Source organism: Helicobacter himalayensis (genome assembly GCF_001602095.1).
Taxonomy (GTDB): domain Bacteria; phylum Campylobacterota; class Campylobacteria; order Campylobacterales; family Helicobacteraceae; genus Helicobacter_F; species Helicobacter_F himalayensis.
In genome coordinates this window covers 967,757-987,869 of record NZ_CP014991.1, presented here as the reverse complement: position 1 = coordinate 987,869, position 20,113 = coordinate 967,757, and the positions used below count along the sequence as shown (strand labels likewise).

Sequence of the window (20,113 nt, the reverse complement as noted above, 5' to 3'; positions counted from 1 at the left end):
AGATGAGAGTGAATTTGGATAATGTCGTTGATGAAAATGAAGAGAGCTTTGCGCAGTTGCTTGATGCAAGTGAAAGGGTAAGCTCACAGGGTGCGTTGCAAGTAGGTAAGATTGTAAAGATAACAGATGAAAGTGTTATCGTGGCATTGCCAAATAGCAAGTTTGAAAACTATATGTCGCTTGATGAGATTAAGGATTCTCAAGGCGAGTTGCTTTTTAAAGAGGGTGATAGTATTGAAGTGAGTGTTACGCGTAATAGCGGCAGAACGAGTATATCTTATAAAAGAGCATTGCGCTCAAAAAAGGTAGTGGAGAAAATCAAAGAGCTTGGCGAAAACTACAAAGACAAAATCATCGAAGCAAAAGTTTTGCATAAAAACAAAGGCGGGTATGTGATGGATTATGAGGGTGTAGATGTGTTTTTGCCTCGTAGAGATTGTGCTTTCAAAGAAGGCGCGAAAGTTGAAGGTAAAACCTACAAAGTGGCGATTACAAATGTAAATTCTCAAAGCAATTCTATCATTGTTTCACGCAAGCGCTTTTTTGACCTCGATAAAGACAATAGAAAAGTTGTCGTGGCAAAGCTTTTGGAAGGCGAGAGAATCTATGATGGTGAAGTCAAAAAAATCACGCCTTTTGGGGTGTTTGTAGAAATTGAAGGGGTTGAGGGGCTTATCCATTACACAGAGATTAGTCACAGAGGTCCGGTAAATCCTGATAAATTTTTCAAAGTAGGCGATAAGATAAAAGTAAAAATTATCGATTATGACGCGGAAAAACGTCGCCTAGCACTTTCTTACAAGGCTTTGAGCGAGGATCCATGGAAAGAAGTGGAAAAAGAGCTAGAAGTGGGCTACACTATCAAAGTCGTGGTGAGTAATATTGAGGAATATGGTGCGTTTGTGGATTTGGGCAATGAGATTGAGGGCTTTTTGCATATCTCTGAAATCTCGTGGGATAAGAATATCAAGCACCCAAGCGAGTATTTAGCACTTAATCAAGAACTTGATGTGGAGATTATTGAAATAGATTCCAAAAATCGTCGCTTGCGTGTTTCGCTTAAAAAGCTTTTGCGTAAGCCATTTGCTGGATTCTTGCAAGAGCATAAGGAAGGCGATGTGCTAAAGGGTAAAATCGTAACACTCACTGATTTTGGTGCGTTTGTCAATCTTGGCGCAGTTGATGGATTGCTTCATAATGAGGACGCGTTTTGGGAGCGCGGGCTTAAATGCAAGGATAAGTTCAAAGTTGGTGATGAGGTGGAAGTAAAAATCATCAAAATAGATTCTAAAAATGAGCGCATTTCGCTAAGCAAAAAGGTGCTTGATGATTCTCCAGCAAAAAATTTCGGGCAAAAATACAAGGTAAATGACATTGTTGAAGGTCCAATTACAGAGATTAAAGATTTTGGCGTGTTTATTAATGTCGATGACGTGGAAGTGCTGATTAAAAACGAGGATATTCCAAATGCGCAAAAAGAAAATCTCAAAGTAGGTGATACACTTCAATGCGTGCTTTATAGTATTGATATTTATGCAAACAGAATCCGCGCTTCCGTACGCAATCTCCAAAAACAGCTAGAAAGAGAGGAATTGCGCGCGTTTGAAGCGAGACAAGGCGAAGAGAGAATGACGCTAGGGGATAAAATCAAAAATAAGATAAGCGATTCAAAATAGCGAAGCTTTTGGATAATGAAAAAAGCTCTGTATGTTGCGATTGCTTTGTTAGCGTGTGTGGCACTTGCTAGCGGGTTTTATATCGTTTATCAGCAGGGCAAAGCCCCGCCTTTATCAGCAACAGAATCTGAGATTCCAAATTTAGAAAATCTCATCACGCAAGAAGATTCAAAAGCGTGGCTTGAGGGATTTTCTGATACGACTGCGCAGAATCAAACTTTTCAATACCCAGCCACGGAACTTTTTGTAAAGTTTGATTTTGCAGATGAGGGCGATGCAAAAAGCATTAGAAGTATTGAAATTAAAGAACTTGATGAATATAAATATTTTTGTGTCGCGCAGGTTTTGAAACAGCACAAGCTTGAAAGCACTTATTACAAAATGGGTGAAAAATTGCGCCTTATGGTGTTTATCGAGGATAGCACGGTGCTAAAAAAGTTTTTAGAAGATTTGGATTATTACAGAATCCAATATGTGCTAAAGTAGCTATAATTACACAATCTTATATGAAGGAGTCGAGGAAATGGCACTAAAAGTTGTTGTGTGCGATCATATACACCAAAGTGGGTTGGATTTACTCAAGGCACAAAATGATATCGAGTTTGAAAATCTCGCATCGCTACCAAAAGACGAGCTTTTAAAACGTTTAAAAGGCGTGGATGTGGTGGTTACAAGGAGTTCTACTGATGTGGATACGCGTTTTTTAGAAAGTGTAGATTCTCTAAAAGCCATTGTGCGCGCGGGTGTGGGCGTGGATAATGTGGATATAGAATCTTGCAGCAAAAGAGGCATTGTTGTGATGAATGTCCCTACCGCAAACACAATCGCCGCAGTTGAGCTTACAATGGCACATCTCATTAATAGTGTGCGTAATTTTCCTGGCGCAAATACCCAGCTAAAGATTGAGCGCAAATGGAATAGAGAGGATTGGTATGGCACGGAGCTAAAGGGCAAGAGTTTGGGCGTTATTGGTTTTGGGAATATCGGCTCACGCGTGGCATTGCGTGCGAAAGCATTTGAAATGGATGTATTTGCGTATGATCCTTATATTAACGCGACAAAAGCCCTAGATGTCGGCATCAAATACACCACAGATTTTGATGAGATTTTGAAATGTGATATCATCACTATCCACACGCCTAAAAATAGCGAAACAAAAAATATGATAACCGCCAAGGAAATCGCTAAAATGAAAGACGGTGTGGTGCTTATTAACTGCGCGCGCGGTGGGCTTTACAATGAAGATGATTTGTTCGATGGGTTAAAAAGTGGGAAAATCCGCTGGGCAGGAATTGATGTTTTCAATAAAGAGCCAGCAACTGATAATAGACTCCTAGACTTACCAAATGTCTATGTGACGCCGCATATCGGCGCAAACACACTAGAATCTCAAGAGAAAATCGCCATTGAAGCTGCGCTTGCCGCTATTGAATCTGCGCGTGGCTCAAGCTACCCAAATGCACTTAATTTGCCTATTAAAGAGGTGGATTTGCCCGCAAATATTAAACCTTATTTAGAGCTCATACAAAAGCTTTCTTTTATCGCTGCACAGGCAAATAAAGGTGCTTTTGTAAGTTTGCAAATTGAAGCATATGGCGAGGTGAGCCAGTATAAAGATTCTCTTAGCACTTTTGCGCTTGTGGGTGCGCTTAGCGCGAGCCTTGGTGATCATATCAATTATGTCAATGCGCTATTTGTGGCAAAAGAACGTGGCTTGGAGGTGAAATTTAGCGCAAAAGAGCTTTCGCAAACCTACAAAAATCATCTCAAACTTACCCTTAGCACGCAAAACGAGAGCTTTAGCCTAGAAGGTGCAGTGTTTGAGGATAAATATTTGAGAATCACCGCAGTAAATGGCTTTGTGCTTGATCTTGCGCCGGAGGGTAAAATGGTGTTTTTCAAAAATACCGATGTGCCCGGAGTTATCGGCGCAGTGGGCAATACACTTGCAAAGCATAATATTAATATCGCCGACTTCCGCCTTGCGCGCAAGGATAAAGAGGCGCTAGCGGTGGTTGTTGTTGATGAGTCTTTGGATGAGAGTGTATTAAGCGAGCTTAAGGCGATTCCAGAGTGCCTTGGTTTGCGCTATGTGGTGTGCTAAGGCTTCTTAGAATCTTTTAAATAAGGCAGACGATGATTACAACACACGATGAATATTTGCACGATATTACCAAACGGAGCTTGACGCAAACTTTTGTAGAGTTTCTTAAGGCAGAATCTTTTAGCGGTATTTTGCTGTTTTTTTGTGCGGTGTGCGCGATGATTGTGGCAAATTCCTTTCTAAGCGAGACATATTTTTGGCTGTGGCACGAAAACTTTGGCTTTAGTTTTGGCGAACATTTTTATGGCTTTAGGTTGCACGATTGGATTAATGATGTTTTGATGGCGTTATTTTTCCTTATGGTGGGCTTGGAGATTAAGCGTGAGGTGCTTTTTGGGGATTTGAGCGGATTCAAAAAGGCGGCATTTCCTGTTATTGGCGCGCTTGGCGGTATGGTCGTCCCAGCGCTTATTTATTTTGGGTTGAATTACAATACAGATTCTTGGCATGGCTTTGGAATCCCAATGGCGACAGACATTGCCTTTGCTTTGGGCGTGATTTTATTGCTTGGCAAGCGCGTGCCTATGGCGTTAAAGGTTTTTTTAGTCACGCTTGCGGTGGCTGATGACTTGGGCGCGGTGATTGTGATAGCTACGGCTTATCCATCACCAGAAGGTTTGCATTTTGTGTGGCTACTTTGCGCAATTGTGGTTATTGGCGCACTTATCGCGCTTAATAAACTCGGAATCCGCACGCTTGCGCCTTATCTTGGGCTTGGCGTGATTCTGTGGTTTTGCGTGCATCATAGCGGGATACACGCTACAATCGCGGCTGTCGCGCTTGCATTTTGTATCCCTGTAAAGCCAAAAATGCAAAGTCAAGAATTTATCAAGCTTCTTGATGAATTGCCACAAAATTTTAAAAATATCGAAAAAAATGAGCGCAAAAATATCTTGCTCACACATAAGCAAGTGCAGCTACTTGGGACTTTAGCGCGAGATTCTATTGATGTGCAAAATCCACTTATGCGCCTTGAGCACGCATTGCAGCCACTTTGCGCGTATTTAATTATGCCTCTTTTTGCCTTTGCAAATGCGGGCGTGGATATTCGAGGCGAGATGAATTTTTCGATTGACCATATTATGCTTGGTGTGTTTTTTGGGCTTGTGATAGGCAAGCCTGTGGGAATCTTGCTTTTTACTTTTTTGTGCGAAAAGTGTAAAATCGCCTCGCGCCCTGCGGGTATCTCTTGGGCGCATATTTTTGGTGCGGGTATGTTAGCTGGCATTGGTTTTACGATGTCGATTTTTGTTTCAAATCTTGCGTTTGAAAGCATAGATTCTCAAAATGTCGCAAAAGTTTCAATTTTGCTTGCTTCAAGTGTGGCTGGGATTTTAGGCGCGATGTTTTTATTCTTTATGGGTGAGAAAAGTTTAAAAAAGAGCCCAAAATAAGGCAATCAGGGATTTTGCATGGACTTTGGAAATGAGAGAAATTTTGTGCGAAAATTTTTAGAGCAAGCGTTGAGCGAGGATCTAGGCAGGGGCGATTTGTTTGCGCTTGTGAGTGAAGATAGGCAATCTTGCGCGCATATTGTGGCAAAGCAGGGCGGGGTTTTTAGCGGTGAATGCTATGTGCGCGAGCTGTGCGCACTTGTAGGGGTTGATTTGGAGTTTTACTTTACAGATTCTCAAAATTTTGAAAAAGGTGCGATTTTGGGAAACCTACACGGAAGCTATCTAAAAATTTTGCAAATTGAGCGTGTGCTTTTAAACATACTTTCGCATAGTAGCGGGATTGCCACAAAGACACAAGAATTTGTTCGCGTGCTAGATTCTGCGGATTCTCATTTATCTATCACGCTTCTTGATACGCGCAAAACGCGTCCCTTGCTTCGTGCGCTAGAGAAATATTCCGTGCGTAATGGTGGCGCACAAAATCATCGTTTTGGATTAGATTCTTTACTTATGCTTAAAGATACGCATTTAGCACATATTGCGGATTTGCGCGCGTTTGTGGTTCAAGCGCGTAAGAAGCTTCCTTGGGGAAGTAAGATTGAAATTGAAGTGCCAAATTTACAAAAAGCACGTGAAGCCTTTGAGGCGGGTGCGGATATTGTGATGTGTGATAATATGAGTGCGCAAGCCGTGCGCGAGGTAGCGGATTTGAGGGATTCTCATTTTTCACATATTTTGCTTGAGGCAAGTGGGAAACTTACTTTGCAAAACCTTGCGACTTATGCCAAAAGTGGTGTGAATGCGCTAAGTATCGGTGCGCTTATTCATCAAGCCACTTGGATAGATTTGAGCTTGCAAATGCAATAGCTATGCAAAGTCAGGAATATATTTTTATTAAATCTCTTAAAAAAAGTGGCGTGTGTGCGCGCAAAAATGCTGGCGCAAAAAACGCGCTAGATGATGATGTGTGTGTTTTAAACGCGCTAGATTTTAAAAATCTCATCTCGCAACATTCAAAAAAATACCAAATTATCGCCACAATGGATAGCTTTTGTGAAAATATCCATTTTAAGCGTGCGTGGCTAAGTCCAAGGCAGGCGATAAAAAAGGCATTTTTGGTTAATCTCTCGGACATTATTGCTAAAAATGCCACCCCAAAAAGCGCGCTTTTAAGCATTGTGTTACCAAAAGATATGCAAAAATGCGCACTTTTGCAAATGATAGAGGGCATAAAGGAGATAAGCGCGGAATTTGGCATAGAAATTTTGGGCGGTGATAGCGCGGTTGGGAAAAATTTAGATTTTCATATTACGCTTTTTGGTATATGTGTTAAGCCCCTGTATCGCGCAAATGCAAAAAAAAATCAGCGACTTTTTTGCACGCAAGAGCGTGTGAGAAAGGGTGGTTGTAGCATTGGGAGTAGCTACAAAGAGCTTGTAGCGCTTTTGCGCACGCAAGAGAGGAGAAAGGCTAAGGGACGTTTTTTGGCCCCAAAACCGCGCACTAGCTTTATGCATCATATTGGAACAAAGCTTTGTGCGTGTATGGATGTTTCTGATGGAATCTTGCAGGATTTGCAAAATTTTTCCACAAGTGCAAGGCTTGGATTTGCGCCGAGCAGGGAGTTTGTGAGATTACAAAAAAGCGCGCAAAAATGGCGTTTGCAAAGTGGGGAAGAGTATGAATTGCTTTTTGCACTAGATTCCAAAAAAGTGCGTGCGTTAAAGCAAAGTGCAAAGCGCGCACGCATAAGCCTATTAGAGCTTGGGAGGCTTACAAGAGGGCGCGTGTCTTTGCATTGCAAAAAATGGCATTAAATTTTCTGGCAAAATATGCTAAAATCTTAGGAAACCAAAACAACGCATTGTAAAGTGTTAGGCTTGCGATAAAAAGGAGTGAAAAGATGAGTGGTAATGTTGTTCAAATTGATGTGCGTAATCTGCCCTGCCCTGAACCTGTGGTAAAGGTGAAAAAGGCGCTGATGGGCGTTACACAAGAAGCACTCAAGCACGCAAACTACGAGATTTTGGGCAATACGCTAAGTGCAAAGGAAAATCTTAGTCGCTATTTACGCACAGCGGGCTATGAGTTTGAAATCGGACATTCTCAAGGCGAGCAATATATGATTCTTATCAAAGCAAAGATTGACCCAAAAGACAAGGAGCTTAGCAATAAAATCACGCCAAAAGTGCTTTTTGTGCGCAATGATAAGGTGGGTGAGGGTGAGCTTGGCGTGATGCTTATTAATGCACTCTTAAAATCACTCATTAATACTGAGGTTTTGCCCCAAAAGATTATTTTTGTCAATCGTGGTGTGTTACTGACGACTGATAATACCGAGATTGCGAATGATGAAATCGTGGAAGTGCTAAAAGAGCTTGAAAAAATAGGCGTGGAGATTTATTCTTGTGGCTCGTGCTTGAGTTATTATGCTTTGACAGAGCGCTTAAAGGTTGGAATGATAGGCAATGCGCTTGAAACAATGGAATCTATGATAAAAAGCGAAGGTGTGGTGAGTTTGTAGCTTCTTTTGCACCCAACACCTTAAAAAATTAATCCTCTATGCGGATTTTGTAAGGTGTGTCAATGATAATGGGGAGCTTTTGCAGAGAATCTAGCGCGGTGGTAATGTCAGATTCTTTGCTTGTATGTGTAGAGAGAAGGAGCTTTGCCACACCTTGCGTGTCGTGTTCTTTTTGTAAAAGCGCTTTGATGGAGATATTATTTTGTCCCAAAATTTGCGCGATTTGGCTAAGCACACCGGGCTTATCTTGGGTGTAGAGGCGGATATAATAGCGTGAGCGGATTTCTTCAATGGGCTTTAAAAGCGGCATGTCATCAAACTTGCCTGAAAATCCAAGCATACTAGAATGCGTATCGCGCGCGATTTCTATCAAATCCGCGATCACAGAGCTAGCCGTAGGATTCCCTCCAGCACCCGCACCATAATACATACTTTCCCCCACGCAATCCCCCACGATGCTAATGCCGTTCATCACGCCATCAACCTTGCCAATCATACTATTTTTTGGGATAAGGCTAGGATTTACGCGCAATTCCACGCATTGCCCCTCGCGCTTTGCAATTCCTAGGAGTTTAATCACATAGCCAAACTCACGTGCAAACTCCATATCATCAGGCGTAATACCTTCAATCCCCTCAATCAAAATATCCTCTGGCAGGGCATTAATACCAAAACTTAGCGTGGCAAGAATAAGCAGTTTGTGCCCTGCGTCCATTCCATTAATGTCCAAAGTGGGGTCAGCTTCTGCGTAGCCGAGATTCTGCGCCTCTTTTAATGCACTTGCAAAATCCTTATTGTGGTTAAACATTTGGCTTAAAATGTAATTGCTCGTGCCATTTAGGATTCCACGAATGGCAAGGATATGATTTGAGACAAGAGAATCTTTGAGTGTGCGTACAATAGGAATCCCACCGCCCACGCTTGCTTCAAAGCCTATGGGAAGCTCCTTTGCGATATTTGCCAAATCATAGCGGTGGTAGGCTAGCATTGCCTTATTTGCGGTAATTAGGGCTTTGTTGTTTTGCAACGCCTTTTTTGCAACTTCATAGGCTAGCTCCACGCCACCCATAAGCTCGATAACAATATCAATTTCTTTATCTTCTAGCACAGAATCTAAGTCTGTGCTAAGTTTGCTTTCCTCTAAGATTCCGAGCTTTTTTGCTTTTTGTAAATCGCGCACCACGCCTTTTTTGATGACAAATTCAACCCCAGCGCGCGCGCTAATAAGTGCTTTGTTTTGTTCCAAAATCCTAACAACAGCGCTTCCCACAACGCCAATGCCGATAATGCCGATATTAAGTTTTTTCACGCCTGCGCCCTCAATTGCTTCAAAAAGGCTTTGAGATTTTTTGCGGCTTGACGTATTCTGTTTTCATTTTCAATGAGTGCTATTCTTACATAACCCTCTCCGTGATGTCCAAAGCCAACTCCGGGGCTTACGGCGATTTTCGCCTCTTGTAAAAGGCGCTTTGAAAATTCCATACTTCCTAACGCCATCGCACATTCTGGAATCTGCGCCCAAACAAACATACTCGCTTGTGGTTTTGCCATCTCCCAGCCAGCAGCTTTAAAAGATTCTATCAAAACTTCCATACGCCTTTTGTATTTTGCGCAAATTTCGCTCACACACTCCTGCTCGCCATTGAGCGCGATTGTTGCGGCGATTTGCATTGGTGTGTAGATTCCATAATCAAGCCAGCTCTTAATTTTTTGCAAAGCCTCTACCATCTTTGTATTCCCCACTACAAAGCCTATGCGCCAGCCCGCCATATTGTAGGTTTTGCTCAAGGTGTAGCACTCCACCGCCACATCTTGCGCGCCCTCCACTTGTAAAATACTAGGCGCTTTATAATCCCCAAAACAAAGCTTTGCGTATGCAATGTCGCTAATGATATAAAAACGTTCTTTTTTTGCCAACGCCACAAGACGCTCATAAAAGCTAAGGTAAGCAATTGTTGTGGTTGGATTATGTGGGAATCCTACGACCACAAATTTTGGCTTTGGTGCAGATTCTTGTAAGGACGCAAGAAGTTTTTCAAAATAATCCTCTTCATCAAGCTCCATTTTTTCATTCCATTTGATGGGAAAACTAATGACGTTTGCACCATTTAGGATAAAGGCATAAGAGTGTATCGGATAGGCTGGCTCGGCTACGATAGCAGTATCTCCCGGATTTGTGATAGCTTGTATTAAATGCGCGTAGCCCTCTTTGCTTCCCATAGTGACGCAAGCCTGCGTGTTTGGCTCAAGCTTCACGCCATATTCGCGCATATACCAATCACAAATCGCCACCCTAAGCTTATAAATCCCCTTGCTCACGGAATAGCCGTGATTTTTTGGCTTATTTGCTGCCTCGCACATTTTATCAATTATATGTTGTGGTGTCGCACCATCAGGATTTCCCATAGAAAAGTCAATCACATCTTCGCCATTTTGCCGCATAGAAAGCTTTATCTCATTAATCGCAGCAAAAACATATTTTGGTAATCGCTTTATTTTTTCAAATTGTATTTCATCAAACATTGTTTCCCACCTTTTGTATAATATAGCTATTCAAACTGCACGGAGATTCCGTTTTTGAGATTAGCAGAATTATTAGAATCTGTAATCATTATAAAACTCACGCCTCGCGGGACTTTGAAGCTTATTGAGCTTTTAGAATCCTTGCTTACATAAGAATTAATAATCATCAAGTTTCTATCATAAAGCACGATGCGCGGATACCATTTTTGCGCGCTTGAGATTTGTAGTTTGCCTTGAGTGCGGACATTGAGCCAATATTGCCCAGAAATATCGCGTAAATTGAGTGCTTGATTCTGTGAAACGGCGCGAGAATTTGGAATCTGCAAATTATTCAACTCAAGCAAATATTCCCATTTCTGCGGACTATGGCGTGTAATGTCAATGCCAACTAATCCGCGCTTGCTTAGTTCATTTAAAATCACTTCAGGGTCAGGTGCGTGCTCGGTGGCGAAGTTAAATTCAATCATTGAAATCCCAGAATCATAATCCGCACGCGCGACATTAAAGTAGGAATAGCCCATCGTTGCGAGAATATCATTAATTGTGCGATTAAGCAAAATCGGGCTTGTGCGTGCGTTAAAGATAAGTCGCACTTCTTGCGGACTTGAAAATTTGAGCTGCAAAAGCCCATTATTTTTAAGCTCGGAAATAATCCTGCTCATACTAAGCCCGCCGTTATTGTAATAAGAGTTTCTGTCTTGAAAAATAGTTTTTATAAAATTTGCGTTAATTTGGTAGTTTTTTTCTCCTATGAGATTGATAATTTTTGTATCTAGTGCATCGCCAAAAAGCCCACATAACGCGCAAATAAGAAGCAAAAAACTAAGTTTTTTCATAGGCTAATTCCAATAATCTTTGGGGCAAAGCTGTTTGTAAGTGGTGTAATTTATCTCTTTAAGCTCACTACCATCAAAATAGAATCTCACAAAATTACGCGTTTTATGCGTGAAATTTTCACCATCAAGAATCGAGGTAAAATCGCTATGCCCAAACACGAACACTAAAGGCTTATCAAGCGTAAATTCTTGCTTTTTGGTGAGGTTAAAATGCGTTGCCTTTTGGCTTTCTACTTCAATGATACCAACCCATAGCTGGGAATTTGGGATAAGAGTAAGTTGTTGCGAGAGTGCTTGGTTTTGCAAATCTTGCGCGAGTGTTTGCGCGTGTGCTGAGCTTTCTGCATTTTGTGAATTTAGTTCCTGTGAATTTATAGAATCTTGCGTGTTTTTAGAATCTTGTGAATCTGGAAGGGTAGAGTAATCAACATAGATTCCATCATATTCTTTTTGCGAATCTACATTTTCTTGTTGAGTGTTTTCCTGTGTTGTGGCAAACTCGATATTTGAAGTGGGCTTGCTGGGTTTTTTAGAATTAAATGTAATTTGTCTTTGCTCTTTTGTATTATCCCAAAATACGCGATACGCAAAGTAGCCTACCACGCTAAGCGTGAGCGCTATCAGCAAAACAAAAATAAGAGGATTATTTTTTGTGATTTTTTTTGTTTTTTGTGTGCGTGGCTTGCTTTGGGTGTTTTGCTTTTTTTCTGGGAGTTTGAGAGAGTGGATGTTTTCTAGCGGTTTGGTGGTTTGAGATTGCGTGGATTGTTGTTTTTCTTGATTTTTGATATGCGTATTAAGGTCGATTTGCGCGATTGGCGATTGTGGGTCGTTTTGTGCGGGAGCAGATTCTTTATTTAAAAAAATCATATATTCTCTAAGCCATTCTGAAAGATTGAGATTATACTCGCGCTCTAAAATTGTAATAAAGCCTTTTGCGCGGACTTTATCGATTTTATCAAAGCGTTTTTGTAGGATGTCATCAATTTTGTTTGTAGTGAGTTTTGTTGTTTTGCTAATCTCTTTAAGCCCGATTTCACTGAGATAGGCGAGCTGTTCATCTAATGTCTGATTTTGCATTGTCTTATCCTCTATTTAGTAATCTATCTAGTATAATCACCGCTGCGTGCGCGACATTAAGCGAGTTAAAGTCTCTTTGCATAGGAATGCTTAACACCATATCCATTTTTTTGAGGATTTTTGGGTGCAAGCCCTCATTTTCACTTCCCATAAAAAGCACCCATTTTTGCAGACTCTGCGTTGATGATAATGGTGCTTTATAGGAATCTGAAATGCTAGAATCCAAAGATTTTAAAGCGGTAATTTTATCGCTTTTTTGTGGAATTTGCGCGCTTTGTGTGTGATTTTGTTGCATTTCTTGATGATTTTGTAAAAGCGTGTTGAGATTTTCCCCATTTTTATCAGCGCCAATAAGTGTAAATCCAGCGATTTTTAGTTCATTAAGCACTTCCAGCGTGTGCGCAATAATACATAATGGCATATCAAGTGCCGCACCAGCACTCGTGCGCACAATGCCTTCAATGGCGCTTTTTGCCAAATGACAATCCCCGATAATCACACCTTCTACCCCAAGCCCATAGCCACTACGCACCATTGCACCGATATTCCCCACATCACTCACTCCACAGAGCGCGAGCAAATGCGTATAGTTTTTTAGTGCGCTTAAAGGGCTAAGTTCAAACTCCTTTGCACGCGCTAAGATTCCCTGATGATTGCGCCCGTGTGAAAGTGCCTGCGCCTTTTTGGAATCCACCACACAAATTGGCTTCCCAAATTTTTTTAATGCATTAAATTGCTCTTTTGGCAAGGTTTTGGCGAGCAAAATTTCCTCAATCAAGTTGTTATGGTATTGCAACGCATACATTACAGGTTGTTTGCCAAAAAGTATCATCGCGCCCCTTTGTGGGATAAAACTTCCTCATAGCAAAGCTTTATAGGTTTTTGGGTGAGTTTTGCAAGGAGCTTTGCTTTTGCTTTTGGGCTAAGCTCAAGGGCTAAAATATCCTCAACGCTAATACTATGTTGCGGACATAAATATTGCAAATTCGCATCTTTTTGAGAATCTGCACGCTCATTCAACCCTTGAGGGCTTTGTAAAAATGTTTCCACACTTTCATAATGTGCGCTATTTTGCACGCACAACACCCATTCGCCATAGATTTTGCTACTTATTTGCAGGTTTTTAATAATTTCACTTGCATTTCCAAAATAGCGTTTTTGGTGCAATTTGCTAAGTTCCTTGCATGCGCAAATATAGGCATTTGGCAAAATTTCTTGTATGTCTTGCAATGTATCGAGCAAGCGGTGTGGGCTTTCATACCAAATGCAGGGGATTTTAAGGCGTGCGTAAAATGAGAGAATTTTTTTGCGCTCATTTTTTTTGTGCGGTAGGAATCCGCCAAAATAAAAATTGCTAGATTCTATTCCGCTGGAAGCAAAAGCCACGTTAAGCGCGCTTGCTCCGGGCAAAATGTCATATTCTATATTGTGCCTTATGCAGTAATTTACAAGTACCGCACCCGGATCGCTTACACAAGGCATTCCAGCGTCACTAATATAAACAACTTTTTGCATAAAAAAATCTTGTGAAAGTGTGGCTAAGAATTCTTGTTGATTGTGTGAGTGAAAAGAGAGAAAATGCTTGTTTTGTGTGGTTTGCGCTTGAGTGAGAATCTTAAAAAGCCCGCGCTCTTGCAAAAGCATATAGAGCTTTTTACCTATGCGCGTGTCCTCACACAGAATCACTTCCGCTTCAAAAAGTCGCTCCAAACCCCGCAAGGTAATGTCATATAAATTACCAATGGGTGTAGGGACAAGACTTAGCACAAATTTTGCGCGCTTATTTGAGGTTGTATTTTTGGCGGAATTTCTCTACGCGACCTGTCGCATCGGCAATTTTGTCGCTTCCTGTGTAGAATGGGTGGCAAAAGCTAGAAATATCAATTCTTAGCGTTGGCTTTGTGCTAAGCACTTCTACTTCTTTGCCACTTGTTACGCAAGTAACCTTGCAGGGAACATATTGTGGGTGGATTCCTTTTTTCATTGCTGTGTCCTTAGAAAAGTATTTTTTAAACGTTTTGAAAAAACGCGCATTCTAACAAAAAATATTTTAAACAAAGTTTAAGCCAAAAATTAAAGTTTTTTTATTACACTATGCGCTACTTTTTTGAGAACTATAAAGAATTCTTTTAAGGAGTCGCAAGATGACAAAGATATTTCAAGTTGAAGGTATGCGTTGCCAAAAATGCGTTGATAAGATTGAAAAATTTGTGGGTGAAATTGAAGGAATACAGAGAGTCCAAGTTAATTTAAGTGCGCATAGTGTGGAAGTTGATTATGAGCTTCCAGCAGATGGGGGGCAAATTAAAGAAGCGATTTTAGATTCTGGTTTTGATGTGAAATAGGGTTGAAAGATTTAGAGAATCTATGAAAGTCCTTATACATTTTTTTCAACGCTATTTGCCCTATATGCGCGGGCATAAGGTGTCTTTTTTTATCGCGCTGTGCGGGACATTGCTAACGGCTGCTTGCACGGCTGGCATTGCGTATTTGATAGAGCCATTGCTTGGCTCACTAAGTGGGAAGATTCCAGAAAATGTACCATTGATTAACTTTGAAACTATGGCAAATAACAATCTTTTAGCAATTGCAATGCCTGTGGCGATTGTGGTGGTGTATTTGGGCAAGGCTGGGGGAAACTATATCCAAAGCTACTTTATGAATTTCATTGGGCAGGATATTGTGCGTCAAATGCGCGATAGAATGCTAACGCATATGCTAAGTCTTGAGCTAAGTTTTTTTAACAAAATGCGCGGTGGTGAGCTGATGAGCCGTATCACCAATGATATTGGGATTATCCGCAGTGCGGTTTCAAACTACATAACCGATATCATTAGAGAGATTACCACGATTGCGGGGCTTATTTTTGTGGTATTTTATCAAAGTCCAAAGCTTGCGGTTATCGGGCTTATTGTGATGCCTTTGGCCATTATCCCTATAAATATGATTATCCGCAAGATGAAAAAATACGCGCGCAATTTGCAGGAAAAAAACGCGGATATTACCTCCAAGCTCACAGAGATTTTTAATAATGTAGAAATTATCAAAGCAAGCAATGGTGAAAAGCTTGAAGTGGAGCATTTCTCAAACCAAAACAAGCAGTTTTTAAAGGTGAGTATGAAAGCCGTGCGCGTGGGCGAGCTCACTACGCCTTTAATGGAGTTTTTAGGCGCGCTTGCCCTTGCAAGCATTGTGTATATCGCCACAATTGACATTAATGCGGGGAAATTTAGTGCTGAAGAATTTGCCTCTTTTGCAGGTGCGCTGGTGATGATTTTCACACCATTAAAGCGCCTTGTTAATCTTTGGGGTGGTATGCAGAGCGCACTTGTGGCAAGCGATAGAATCTTTGAGGTGCTAAACAGAGAACCAAATATAACTGATGGAGCGTTGCAACTAAAAAAACCAATAGAGACTATTGAGTTGAAAAATGCGAGCTTTAGCTACGAAGAGCAAGCACATGCGCTAAAAAGCGTAAGCCTTACTTTCAAGCGTGATGAAGTAAGTGCGTTGGTGGGAAAATCTGGCAGTGGAAAAAGCACTTTGGTAAATCTTATCTTGCGTTTGTATGATTGCCAAAATGGCGAAGTGCTTATTAATAATGAAAATATCAAAAACTACACACAGCAAAGCCTGCGCGAAAATATCGCCATTGTCACGCAGAGAATCTTTATTTTCAACGACACCATTGCAAAAAATGTCGCCTATGGGTTGGAGCTAGATGAAGCTAAAGTGATAGAGGCACTCAAAAGTGCGCAGATGTATGATTTTGTCAAGCAAATGCCACAGGGAATCCACACGATGCTTGATGAATTTGGCACAAATCTAAGTGGCGGACAGCGTCAAAGAATAGCTATCGCGCGCGCGTTATATCGCAACCCAGATATTTTAATCTTAGATGAAGTCACAAGCGCGCTAGATTCTCAAACCGAAGATTTAATCAAACAATCTATAAGTCTCACGCGCAAGGGCAAAATCATCATTCTTATCGCGCATCGCCCAAGCACCATAGAGCTCGCAAATAATGTCATTGAAATAAATCAAGGCAAAGTAGTGAGAATCCATAAGCAAAAATAGAGCGCAACACACAGAAAATTGTTTTTTTCTTGTGTGTTAGCACTTCTTTTGCTTCTTGTCTTTCTTAAAAGTAACTAAAATACACAAAAAAATAACTTTTACTAAATAATGCAAAAAAAAATTAACTTTCAAACTTTTTCAAAGCATTTTCTTTCTACAATCAAAGATGTTCATTTGTGAGAACATACTTAAATACAAGATTTTAAGGAGGGAGTATGCGCGAAGAGAAAGTCATTGAGAGTTACACAGGGGTAACGCCTGAGCGCAAGAAAAGCAGAATGCCTGCGATTCTGGATTTTTGGCAAAGTGCTACGGGGCTATTTTTGGGAGTGTTTATGTTGGCACATTTGCTTTTTGTCTCAAGCATTTTGCTTGGAAAAGAAGCAATGTATGCGATTACGAAGTTTTTTGAAGGAAGCTTTATTTTTGGTGAGGGCAAACCTATCATTGTTTCGTGTATCGTTGCAATTGTTATTATCGCACTTGTGGCGCATGCATTTTTAGCGATTAGGAAGTTTCCGATTAACTACAAGCAGTTTTTGGCGTTGCGCGTGCATAAAGATTTGATGAAGCACGGAGACACGACTTATTGGGCGATTCAGGCGACGACTGGATTTGCGATATTTTTCCTTGCAATGCCACATGTCTTTATTATGCTTACACAGCCAGAAAACATCGGACCTAGCGCGTCTTCTTATCGCTTCGTGCATCAAGATTTTTGGCTACTTTTTATTTTCTTGCTTTTTGCTGTTGAGTTGCACGGCTCAATTGGGCTGTATCGACTTTGTATTAAATGGGGTTGGTTTGAAGGATTAGGAATTAAAACCTTGCGCGCGATTAAACTTGCCGTTACTGTCGTTTGCTTAGCGCTTGGGGTTCTCTCTTATGCCTCGTATGTCAAAATCGGGCTAAGCCTAGATCCAAACAAAAGCATTCAAGAATACAGAATTCTCGATGAGCACACACGAGGGAAAGGAGCATAAATGAAAGTAATATATTGTGATGCCTTGATTATTGGAGGCGGATTAGCGGGCTTGAGAGCGTCTATTGCCACAAAGCAAAGAGGCTTAAGCACCATAGTTTTAAGCTTAGTTCCCGTGAAAAGAAGCCACTCTGCCGCAGCACAGGGTGGTATGCAAGCAAGCTTAGGAAATTCAAAAATGAGTGAGGGTGATAATGAAGACTTGCACTTCGCTGACACGGTGAAAGGGAGCGATTGGGGTTGCGATCAAGATGTAGCAAGAATGTTTGTCACTACCGCCCCAAAGGCAATCCGCGAGTTGGCAGCGTGGGGCGTGCCATGGACGAGAATCCAAAAAGGCGATAGAACGGCTATCATCAACGCACAAAAAACCACAATCACTGAAGAGGAGTTTCGACACGGCTACATTCACTCGCGCGACTTTGGCGGGACGAAAAAATGGCGCACATGCTACACTGCGGACGCCACAGGACATACGATGCTTTATGCAGTGGCAAATGAAGCCTATAAAAATGGCGTAGAAATACAAGACAGAAAAGAAGCCCTAAGCCTCATTCACAAAGATGGCAAATGCTATGGCGCGGTGGTAAGAGATTTAGTCGATGGCTCACTTTGCGCGTATGTGGCAAAAGGCACATTGATTGCCACAGGGGGCTATGGGAGAATCTACAAAAACACCACAAATGCCGTCATTTGCGAAGGCACAGGACTAGCTATCGCAATGGAAAGTGGCGTGGCAAAGTTAGGAAATATGGAAGCGGTGCAATTCCACCCAACACCTCTTTTCCCAAGTGGGATTTTGCTAACTGAAGGTTGTCGCGGTGATGGCGGGATTTTACGTGATGTAGATGGATACCGCTTTATGCCAGATTATGAACCAGAGAAAAAAGAGCTAGCAAGTCGCGATGTCGTCTCTCGTAGAATGATTCAAAGAATCCGCGAGGGCAAGGGTGTAAAATCACCTTATGGTGAGCATTTGTGGCTTGATATTTCAATTCTTGGGCGTGAGCATATCGAGCGCAATTTGCGCGATGTGCAAGATATTTGTAAGGTTTTCGCAGGCATTGATCCAGCAGATGAGGGCAGGAAAGGCTGGGCACCGGTAAAACCGATGCAACACTACTCAATGGGCGGAATCCGCACAAATTATCAAGGACATAGTTATCTGCAAGGGCTTTTTGCTGCAGGTGAGGCTGCATGCTGGGATTTGCATGGATTTAATAGACTTGGTGGAAACTCTGTGAGTGAAGCGGTTGTGAGCGGTATGATTATTGGGGATTATTTCGCGCAATATTGCGAGAGCACGGAAACTGATATTAACACAGCCACAATAGAATCTTTTGTTAAAAAACAAAATGATTATCTCGCAAGCCTCCTTAATAACTCGGGCAGTGAAGATGTGTATGTGTTAAAAAATGCGATGAAAGGGATTATGGAAGAAGACGTGGGGATTTTCCGTGATGGAAAGGGCTTAGAAGATGCGGTGAAACGCTTAGAAGAGTTGTATAAACGCAGTAAAAATATTCAAGTTAAAAATAAAAAGCTCCACGATAATCCAGAGCTAGAAGACGCCTACCGCGTGCCAAAAATGCTAAAAATCGCGCTTTGTGTTGCACTTGGTGCGTTGCAAAGGACAGAATCTAGGGGTGCGCATACACGCGAGGATTTCCCAAAACGTGATGATTTAAATTGGCTCAAGCGCACACTTACTTCGTGGGAAGACCCAAATCAGACTTTGCCAACGGTGACTTATGAGGAGCTTAATATTGCAAAAATGGAAATTGCTCCGGGCTTTAGAGGTTATGGTGCAAAGGGAATGATTATCGAGCATCCGCAAAGTGCTTTGCGTCAAGCTGAAATCGAGCAAATTACAAGCGCTATCCAAGAAAAAGGTGGCGATAGATATGCCTTGCAAGAAGCTCTTATGCCTTTCGAACTGCAAGCGTGCTTTAAGGCAAGAAATCAACGATTAGGAGATAAATAATGAGTGCAACACAACAACAAGAAAAAGGAAGGATTCTGACCATTAGGGCACTGAAATTTGATCCACAAAGCGCAGTTTCAAAGCCACATTTCCGTGAATATAAAATCCAAGAGGCACACTCTATGACGATTTTTATCGCGCTAAATATGATTAGGGAACATCAAGATCCGGATTTGAGCTTTGACTTTGTATGTCGCGCTGGGATTTGTGGAAGTTGTGGAATGATGATTAATGGGCGTCCGCGCCTTGCTTGCCGCACACTTACAAAAGATTTGCCTGATGTGATTACGCTTTTGCCTTTGCCAGCATTTAAACTTATTAAAGATTTAAGTGTTAATACAGGCGTGTGGTTTGAAGGTATGACAAAGCGTGTGGAAGGCTGGATACATTCTCAAAAAGAAGTGGATATTGCAAAAATTGAAGAGCCAATTGAGCCTGAAGTCGCGCAAGAAGTCTTTGAGCTTGATAGATGTATCGAGTGTGGTTGCTGTATCGCTAGCTGTGCGACAAAGGTAATGCGCGAAGATTTCATCGGCGCTGCGGGTATGAATAGGGTGATGCGCTTTATGATTGACCCACACGATGAGCGCACAAACGAGGATTTTTATGAGCTTGTGGGTAATGATAATGGTGTATTTGGCTGTATGAGTCTTATTGCTTGCCACGATGTGTGTCCAAAAGAGTTGCCATTACAAAGCAAAATCGCTTATTTGCGCCGTAAAATGGTAGCGGTGGGTATGAGTAAGTAATTTGTTTTATAGAATCCTAAAGCTTATGCTTTGGGATTCTATTCTCTTTTTTAGTTGCTTTCACGCAGACAACACGCTTTTATCTCGCTCTAGTTTTTTATGTACTTCTTTTTTTGCGCTTTATTTTTTTTGCAAACATACCAAACTTTTTAATTGAGATGCTATTTAATTGGAGTGATAC

At 41.5% G+C, this 20,113-nt stretch carries 19 protein-coding genes; 12 read left to right on the top strand and 7 right to left on the bottom strand.

The window, feature by feature from the left end; genetic code table 11:
- Positions 1-2: 2 nt before the first annotated feature.
- The 7 genes from A3217_RS04760 (at position 3) to yedF (ending at position 7,701) form a co-directional block, all read left to right on the top strand.
- The gene (locus tag A3217_RS04760; protein WP_066388555.1) at positions 3-1,676 is read left to right on the top strand and encodes a 30S ribosomal protein S1; all 1,674 of its coding nucleotides are present in this window, start codon (positions 3-5) and stop codon (positions 1,674-1,676) included.
- Positions 1,677-1,691: 15 nt separating this feature from the next.
- A complete protein-coding gene (locus A3217_RS04755) occupies positions 1,692-2,162 on the top strand; it encodes a hypothetical protein (RefSeq protein ID WP_066388553.1) in 471 nt (156 codons plus the stop codon).
- Between the two features lie 37 nt (positions 2,163-2,199).
- The gene (serA, locus tag A3217_RS04750) at positions 2,200-3,780 is read left to right on the top strand and encodes a phosphoglycerate dehydrogenase (RefSeq protein ID WP_066388551.1); all 1,581 of its coding nucleotides are present in this window, start codon (positions 2,200-2,202) and stop codon (positions 3,778-3,780) included.
- Between the two features lie 32 nt (positions 3,781-3,812).
- Positions 3,813-5,174, top strand: a complete 1,362-nt coding sequence (gene nhaA / locus A3217_RS04745; protein ID WP_197456874.1) for a sodium/proton antiporter NhaA — start codon at positions 3,813-3,815, stop codon at positions 5,172-5,174.
- A gap of 18 nt (positions 5,175-5,192) precedes the next feature.
- On the top strand, positions 5,193-6,044 hold the full coding sequence (nadC, locus tag A3217_RS04740; RefSeq protein ID WP_066388549.1) for a carboxylating nicotinate-nucleotide diphosphorylase: 852 nt from the start codon (positions 5,193-5,195) through the stop codon (positions 6,042-6,044).
- A gap of 2 nt (positions 6,045-6,046) precedes the next feature.
- A complete protein-coding gene (locus tag A3217_RS04735) occupies positions 6,047-6,994 on the top strand; it encodes a thiamine-phosphate kinase (RefSeq protein WP_156471853.1) in 948 nt (315 codons plus the stop codon).
- 86 nt (positions 6,995-7,080) lie between these two features.
- Positions 7,081-7,701, top strand: coding sequence for a sulfurtransferase-like selenium metabolism protein YedF (gene yedF, locus A3217_RS04730; protein WP_066388547.1), 621 nt, complete (start codon positions 7,081-7,083; stop codon positions 7,699-7,701).
- 28 nt (positions 7,702-7,729) lie between these two features.
- Here yedF and A3217_RS04725 read toward each other — a convergent pair whose 3' ends face one another.
- From A3217_RS04725 to rpmE, 7 genes are read right to left on the bottom strand one after another with little or no spacing between them, the layout of a single operon-like run.
- Positions 7,730-9,010 carry a homoserine dehydrogenase gene (locus A3217_RS04725; protein WP_066388546.1) on the bottom strand — a complete coding sequence of 427 codons (1,281 nt, stop codon included), beginning with the start codon at positions 9,008-9,010 and terminating at the stop codon, positions 7,730-7,732.
- On the bottom strand, positions 9,007-10,224 hold the full coding sequence (locus A3217_RS04720; protein WP_066388545.1) for an LL-diaminopimelate aminotransferase: 1,218 nt from the start codon (positions 10,222-10,224) through the stop codon (positions 9,007-9,009). Before A3217_RS04720 ends, A3217_RS04725 begins: the two co-directional genes overlap by 4 nt.
- Positions 10,225-10,250: 26 nt before the next feature.
- Positions 10,251-11,060, bottom strand: a complete 810-nt coding sequence (locus A3217_RS04715) for a hypothetical protein (RefSeq protein WP_066388543.1) — start codon at positions 11,058-11,060, stop codon at positions 10,251-10,253.
- 3 nt (positions 11,061-11,063) lie between these two features.
- The gene (locus A3217_RS04710; protein ID WP_066388541.1) at positions 11,064-12,140 is read right to left on the bottom strand and encodes a hypothetical protein; all 1,077 of its coding nucleotides are present in this window, start codon (positions 12,138-12,140) and stop codon (positions 11,064-11,066) included.
- 4 nt (positions 12,141-12,144) lie between these two features.
- Positions 12,145-12,972, bottom strand: a complete 828-nt coding sequence (locus A3217_RS04705; protein ID WP_066388539.1) for a TrmH family RNA methyltransferase — start codon at positions 12,970-12,972, stop codon at positions 12,145-12,147.
- A complete protein-coding gene (gene rsmI, locus A3217_RS04700; RefSeq protein ID WP_066388537.1) occupies positions 12,969-13,907 on the bottom strand; it encodes a 16S rRNA (cytidine(1402)-2'-O)-methyltransferase in 939 nt (312 codons plus the stop codon). The genes A3217_RS04705 and rsmI overlap by 4 nt, the downstream gene beginning before the upstream one ends.
- Before the next feature lie 13 nt (positions 13,908-13,920).
- Positions 13,921-14,124, bottom strand: a complete 204-nt coding sequence (gene rpmE / locus A3217_RS04695) for a 50S ribosomal protein L31 (protein WP_066388536.1) — start codon at positions 14,122-14,124, stop codon at positions 13,921-13,923.
- A gap of 160 nt (positions 14,125-14,284) precedes the next feature.
- On the opposite strand from rpmE, the gene A3217_RS04690 reads away from it, so the two are divergent.
- The 5 genes from A3217_RS04690 (at position 14,285) to A3217_RS04670 (ending at position 19,932) form a co-directional block, all read left to right on the top strand.
- Entirely contained in the window at positions 14,285-14,485 is a 201-nt protein-coding gene (locus A3217_RS04690; protein WP_066388535.1) for a heavy-metal-associated domain-containing protein, read from the top strand.
- A 22-nt stretch (positions 14,486-14,507) separates the two neighbouring features.
- A complete protein-coding gene (locus A3217_RS04685; RefSeq protein WP_066388534.1) occupies positions 14,508-16,217 on the top strand; it encodes an ABC transporter ATP-binding protein in 1,710 nt (569 codons plus the stop codon).
- Between the two features lie 215 nt (positions 16,218-16,432).
- Positions 16,433-17,200: a fumarate reductase cytochrome b subunit gene (locus tag A3217_RS04680; protein WP_066388533.1), complete on the top strand. Its 768-nt coding sequence runs from the start codon at positions 16,433-16,435 to the stop codon at positions 17,198-17,200.
- The gene (locus A3217_RS04675) at positions 17,201-19,183 is read left to right on the top strand and encodes a fumarate reductase flavoprotein subunit (protein ID WP_066388532.1); all 1,983 of its coding nucleotides are present in this window, start codon (positions 17,201-17,203) and stop codon (positions 19,181-19,183) included.
- Complete coding sequence (locus A3217_RS04670) at positions 19,183-19,932, top strand: fumarate reductase iron-sulfur subunit (protein ID WP_066388526.1); 750 nt, start codon at positions 19,183-19,185, stop codon at positions 19,930-19,932. The genes A3217_RS04675 and A3217_RS04670 overlap by 1 nt, the downstream gene beginning before the upstream one ends.
- The last annotated feature ends 181 nt before the right edge of the window (positions 19,933-20,113 follow it).

Excerpts from the sequence above, each read along its gene's own strand:
- A3217_RS04680 (WP_066388533.1), top strand. The coding sequence starts at position 16,433 with ATGCGCGAAGAGAAAGTCATTGAGAGTTACACAGGGGTAACGCCTGAG.
- A3217_RS04690 (WP_066388535.1), top strand. The coding sequence starts at position 14,285 with ATGACAAAGATATTTCAAGTTGAAGGTATGCGTTGCCAAAAATGCGTT.
- A3217_RS04760 (WP_066388555.1), top strand. The coding sequence starts at position 3 with ATGAGAGTGAATTTGGATAATGTCGTTGATGAAAATGAAGAGAGCTTT.
- nhaA (WP_197456874.1), top strand. The coding sequence starts at position 3,813 with ATGATTACAACACACGATGAATATTTGCACGATATTACCAAACGGAGC.
- A3217_RS04710 (WP_066388541.1), bottom strand. The coding sequence starts at position 12,140 with ATGCAAAATCAGACATTAGATGAACAGCTCGCCTATCTCAGTGAAATC.
- A3217_RS04715 (WP_066388543.1), bottom strand. The coding sequence starts at position 11,060 with ATGAAAAAACTTAGTTTTTTGCTTCTTATTTGCGCGTTATGTGGGCTT.
- serA (WP_066388551.1), top strand. The coding sequence starts at position 2,200 with ATGGCACTAAAAGTTGTTGTGTGCGATCATATACACCAAAGTGGGTTG.
- A3217_RS04720 (WP_066388545.1), bottom strand. The coding sequence starts at position 10,224 with ATGTTTGATGAAATACAATTTGAAAAAATAAAGCGATTACCAAAATAT.
- A3217_RS04685 (WP_066388534.1), top strand. The coding sequence starts at position 14,508 with ATGAAAGTCCTTATACATTTTTTTCAACGCTATTTGCCCTATATGCGC.
- nadC (WP_066388549.1), top strand. The coding sequence starts at position 5,193 with ATGGACTTTGGAAATGAGAGAAATTTTGTGCGAAAATTTTTAGAGCAA.
- yedF (WP_066388547.1), top strand. The coding sequence starts at position 7,081 with ATGAGTGGTAATGTTGTTCAAATTGATGTGCGTAATCTGCCCTGCCCT.
- A3217_RS04755 (WP_066388553.1), top strand. The coding sequence starts at position 1,692 with ATGAAAAAAGCTCTGTATGTTGCGATTGCTTTGTTAGCGTGTGTGGCA.
- A3217_RS04670 (WP_066388526.1), top strand. The coding sequence starts at position 19,183 with ATGAGTGCAACACAACAACAAGAAAAAGGAAGGATTCTGACCATTAGG.
- A3217_RS04675 (WP_066388532.1), top strand. The coding sequence starts at position 17,201 with ATGAAAGTAATATATTGTGATGCCTTGATTATTGGAGGCGGATTAGCG.
- rpmE (WP_066388536.1), bottom strand. The coding sequence starts at position 14,124 with ATGAAAAAAGGAATCCACCCACAATATGTTCCCTGCAAGGTTACTTGC.
- A3217_RS04735 (WP_156471853.1), top strand. The coding sequence starts at position 6,047 with ATGCAAAGTCAGGAATATATTTTTATTAAATCTCTTAAAAAAAGTGGC.
- A3217_RS04705 (WP_066388539.1), bottom strand. The coding sequence starts at position 12,972 with ATGATACTTTTTGGCAAACAACCTGTAATGTATGCGTTGCAATACCAT.